5 protein-coding genes are annotated in these 4,682 nt (G+C 38.0%); 3 read left to right on the top strand and 2 right to left on the bottom strand.

What is annotated here, in order from left to right:
* Positions 1–173 precede the first annotated feature (173 nt).
* The 3 genes from V7137_RS10395 to V7137_RS10405 all read left to right on the top strand — a co-directional run bounded on the left by V7137_RS10395 (position 174) and on the right by V7137_RS10405 (position 2,262).
* A complete protein-coding gene (locus V7137_RS10395) occupies positions 174–434 on the top strand; it encodes a hypothetical protein (RefSeq protein WP_335698017.1) in 261 nt (86 codons plus the stop codon).
* A gap of 3 nt (positions 435–437) precedes the next feature.
* Entirely contained in the window at positions 438–791 is a 354-nt protein-coding gene (locus V7137_RS10400) for a hypothetical protein (protein WP_335698018.1), read from the top strand.
* Between the two features lie 253 nt (positions 792–1,044).
* Positions 1,045–2,262: an MFS transporter gene (locus V7137_RS10405; protein WP_335698019.1), complete on the top strand. Its 1,218-nt coding sequence runs from the start codon at positions 1,045–1,047 to the stop codon at positions 2,260–2,262.
* A gap of 100 nt (positions 2,263–2,362) precedes the next feature.
* On the opposite strand, the gene V7137_RS10410 is transcribed toward V7137_RS10405, so the two are convergent.
* Positions 2,363–2,932, bottom strand: coding sequence for an MFS transporter (locus V7137_RS10410; protein WP_335698020.1), 570 nt, complete (start codon positions 2,930–2,932; stop codon positions 2,363–2,365).
* Positions 2,929–4,371, bottom strand: coding sequence for an FAD-binding oxidoreductase (locus tag V7137_RS10415; RefSeq protein WP_335698021.1), 1,443 nt, complete (start codon positions 4,369–4,371; stop codon positions 2,929–2,931). The genes V7137_RS10410 and V7137_RS10415 overlap by 4 nt, the downstream gene beginning before the upstream one ends.
* Positions 4,372–4,682 lie beyond the last annotated feature (311 nt).

A 4,682-nucleotide genomic window follows, 5' to 3' on the forward strand; every position in this document is an offset into this window, starting at 1 on the left:
CTTCTACATAAGTAATGTACAAGTTAATAATAAAAGGTAAATGTTGATTCATTGTGAATACTAAGTAAAATGTAAGTAAATCAAGAAATTAAGAATTATTTTAACCATTTTTCAAGAACCTTGGACAACGTTTTTTCCATATTCTATTGTATCAATGAATAAGGGTGTTCCATATGAGAATCAAAAGGGAAATTCAAATACAGCCACAACCCATGATTGGTCAAGCATGGACTGGAAGACATGTGATTTTGCTTCACTGTACAACCAATAATCAATTTCTCAATCTTTATAAAAGTTACCACGCCCCGATTGAGCCTCCACGTCAAAATTGTGCCGAAACATTGTCGCAATTACTAAGTATTGGATATCGTATCATGGCGATTACTCCTATTTCAGCAAATCATATCCAATATTTTTTGGTACTAGGAGATTAAATGATGAACTTTGAGATGCAAAAGGCGAATTTACTGGCTGAAAATATAAAGGGTTATATAAAATATGTTAATAAAAGTCATGATAATAAAAACAGCACTAGGTTTACACCGGATAAATTGTACCAAATAAAACTTCTTAATGAAGAGTATCGATTTCAAATCCTAGCAGATGAACTTATTAGAATTAATCAGTTTGATTGGGATGGAAAGTATACCTATTATTTAGTTGATCAATTTAAAGAAGGGCTTACTATTATTGAGGAATATGTAAATAATCATTACGATGAATTATTTCTGTTAACGGGCAGACTCTACACGTTAAAAAGTCTCAGTCAATCCTTTAGCAAAATGGTATAAAAGCACACCGCCTACATCTTTAAAGGGACTTTTCTAGGTATTTCTATTGTCACATGAAATGTATCATGTTACTATTAGATGAAATTAAATTCCTTTAAATTGGTCCAGAGAGTCCAAAAAGGCGAACGTAAACTTCATATATACTTTGTCACGTATATGAATGCCTTTTTGTCCTTTGGATGAAAGGGCATTTTATTTTTGCCAACTATCTTTTAATCTAAGTCCAGTGAGGCTTGAAAGGAGAACGACAGGAATGGATTATCGTAAAAAAACAGTAGTCGCATCAGTAGCAGGTTTAACATTAGAGGGCATGGATATCATGTTTATATCCTTTGCCATGTCGATGATTATTGCAGAGTTTCATATTGGTATGGTGGCTGGAGGCCTCATTTCTTCTATTACCAACCTAGGAATGCTGGCTGGTGGAGTAATTTTCGGTATCTTAGCAGATAAATTTGGGCGAGTTAGAATATTTACTTATACGATTCTACTATTTGCAATCGGCACGGCGTTAACGGGACTAGCCTCAAATATTGAGCAAGTTTACATTTATAGATTTATTGCAGGCTTAGGTGCAGGTGGAGAATACGGTATTGGAATGGCACTTGTAGCTGAAGCATGGCCAAAAAATAAACAAGGACGAGCCTCTTCTTATGTTAGCATCGGCGCTCAATACGGTGTGATTCTCGCTGCGCTCCTTAGCGCCATCATCCTTCCTTCCTGGGGATGGAGAGGACTTTTCTTCATCGGCTTGGTACCGGTTATTTTTGCCTTTATCGTGCGAAAGAAATTAGACGAATCTCCCGAATGGCTAGCTGCAAATAAGAAAAAACAACTATTGCCAAGGGAAAGGAAATTAAAGCAATTGTTTGCTACACCAAGAACTTCTGTAACAACGATTGCCTTAGCAATCATGGCAACTGTCCAAATTGCAGGTTATAATGGTTTGATGATTTGGCTGCCATCAATGCTTCAACAATCACAAGGTTTATCCGTTTCAAATTCGGCACTTTGGACGATTAGTACGGCAGCAGGAATGATTGCAGGAATGTTAACGTTTGGTCAATTTATGGATCGATTTGGAATGAAACGGTCATTTGGGATCTTCTTATTCGCTTCCGCGGGCGCTGTCTTTTTATACTCCTTTGCGTCAGGGAGTGCAGGCCTTTTAATCGGCGGTGCTATTGTCGGATTCTTCTCGAATGGTATGTTCGCTGGCTATGGGGCATTAATAAGCAATTTCTATCCGGTTGAAATTCGCAGCACAGCAACCAACACGATTTTTAACTTCGGAAGAGCATTAGGAGGATTATCTCCTATATTAGTAGGATATATCCTACAGCATTCGAATGTTACGGTAGCAATGGGTTATCTTGCACTACTTTACTGTATCTCCTTTATCGCAATGGTAAGTTTGAAAAAAGGAAAAAACACTCAAGAGCAAAAACATACGCTTTTTAAAGCGGTGTAATAGTAAAGTAGGAACTGTTCATAAACCAGAATTGTATTTCCTTAGGCACTTCTATCAAACAAAGGCATTGGTACATATACCAATGCCTTTGTTCATTTAGTTAAAGAGGGAATCGATTTTCAACTTTATCGTTTAGATCATTTGGTCGTTTCCAAACAATAAGTCCTGCAATCATATAAAGAATGGAGGTAAGATAGAACAAGCTGCCAATCGTTAAAAAATCGATCATATACCCCGTAGCAATGATCCCGACTGCGGCCCATATGGAAGTCCATAAATGGTAGTGTCCGATTTTCTTCCCTACTTGTTCTGAAGTAACTTGCCGAGATATGGCTGTCTTTTCCGTTGTTTTTTGAATAGCTCCTAATATTCCCATCACCACTTGAATCGTATAAACCTGCCATAGTTCCGAGAGTATCGGGACAAATAACATCATTCCGGCCATTCCCCATGCATAAACGATTAGTAAGACCTTATCTCCCAACCGATCAGTTAAAAGGCCAATCAATGGATGGCAGAGAGCAGAGGTAAGTGCAAATAGCCCATAGGCCCAACCGAATTGTGAATAGCTGTCCCCGAGATTTCGAAGCAGTAAAGTATAAAAGGGAAAAGCAATACTACTTGCCGTTAGCAAGATACTTTGTGCACGAATTAGTTGCCTGAAGGTCATTGTCCATACTCCTTATAAAAGAAATTCATAAATGTTTCATCGGGATCGTAGAGTCGTTTTTTTCGAAAAAACTCTTTACTGCGCGGATAAGCTTTCTCCAACTCTTGTTTACTTGGATAGGAATAGTAGGGTAGATAATAGCTTCCTCGATGTTTTAAAGTTACGTTAATAAGTTTCCGTAAAGCTTTTTGTGTTTTCGTTATACCGTCAGCGCTTTTATGCTGATTAATAAGCCATACGAGGGCAAACATATCTTCCTTTGCATAGGACATCACTGAATGTTGATTTTTTTCAACAAAGCGAACCGTTATATTTAAGACATTGAGTTCTTCTTTCGTTAACACGTTGCGAAGATCATCGATATAGGGAGCAAATTCATCCACAGGAACAAAATATTCTTGTAATATCTCCGTACGGCTTGGATCTCCATACTCCATAAAATCAGTTGAGGTGCGCATGACATTATTTCTTGTTTCATAGTTTCCTGATTGTTTTATGGAAAGTTTTTTCTGGGTGGACCATAAAAGATTTTTTCCCCAATCACTATATCGGGCTAGTTGAAGAGAAAACTTCGGCAGTGCAACTATCTGATCGGGATTTTCTAATTTCTCAAATTCGGCTAATCTTCCTTGATTGGGAGCCAAGCGATAATTTGTGACATACATATCTGTTAGAAAATGATCCGGTGCAACTGATATTCTTGCAATATGCATGCGAACATTTTGATCGCTTTGAACATGTTGACGAAAATAATTTGAATAATCTCGGTAGTGCATCGGAACCGTTTCATGCTGATATAACTCATTGTTCGTCAAATTTAGCGTGACATCTAAAATTAATCCGAACAATCCGTATCCTCCAATGACAAGGGAAAATAGCTCCGGATGTTTTGTCCGGCTAACTTGGATAATGGAGCCGTCAGCCTGCAATAGGTGAAAGGACGCAATGGTATCGATTAATGGTCCATAGCGAATATCCCGGCCGTGGACGTTTACGCTCATCGACCCGCCGACCGTAAAAATATTTTGAGATTGCTGTACCTTTAAGGCAAGCCCATCAGGATTGATTTTCTCTTGTATATCTGCCCAAGTTGCCCCGCTTTGCACCGTGATTTGTTTTGCTTTTGGATCATAATCCAAGATTTTATTATACTGTTTCATATTTAGCATTATAGCTCCAGGATAATACGTTTGCCCGCCTTGGCTATGCTGCATTCCGGCGATAGAAATTTTTTCATTTTGTTTATGGGCCTGTTTTACCCATTGCTGTAATTGGCCCTTGCTTTCTCCGTGTTTGATTTCCTTTACTTTTGTAGGTAATAACCCAGCTACGTCCTTCACGATAGGATGTGCGAGTTGAAATTGAAACCTTTGGAAGGAACCAAATAAAGCAATTCCATAGGTGAATAGCACCAGGAGGAGGAGTATCCGTTTTTTCATCAGCGTGTCCTTTCTATTAAATACTGATTTCAACTATACTTAAATCATATAACACTGTATTTTCATAGTCTATTTGGATTATAGAAAAACAATGACCTATCATGATAAAATATTCCTGTATGAAAATTGGAAATAACAAGGTTAGGAGAATAAAAGAATGAAATCCATTCTATTAAAAACAGGTCTTTTGACGTGTTTATTTTTACTAGGGCTGTCATATGAAAGTGCTTCTGCGGAGATCGCTTGGCCTGCTAAATGTGCATCATATGGCGTCGTGAAACCAAACCAAAACCCCACTCCGCAGCACATCA

It is taken from the genome of Neobacillus drentensis (genome assembly GCF_036962765.1).
GTDB lineage: Bacteria > Bacillota > Bacilli > Bacillales > Cytobacillaceae > Neobacillus > Neobacillus drentensis_C.

Bases quoted from the DNA above. Each gene is read 5' to 3' on its own strand.
- V7137_RS10410 (WP_335698020.1), bottom strand. From the start codon at position 2,932: ATGACCTTCAGGCAACTAATTCGTGCACAAAGTATCTTGCTAACGGCA.
- V7137_RS10405 (WP_335698019.1), top strand. From the start codon at position 1,045: ATGGATTATCGTAAAAAAACAGTAGTCGCATCAGTAGCAGGTTTAACA.
- V7137_RS10395 (WP_335698017.1), top strand. From the start codon at position 174: ATGAGAATCAAAAGGGAAATTCAAATACAGCCACAACCCATGATTGGT.
- V7137_RS10415 (WP_335698021.1), bottom strand. From the start codon at position 4,371: ATGAAAAAACGGATACTCCTCCTCCTGGTGCTATTCACCTATGGAATT.
- V7137_RS10400 (WP_335698018.1), top strand. From the start codon at position 438: ATGAACTTTGAGATGCAAAAGGCGAATTTACTGGCTGAAAATATAAAG.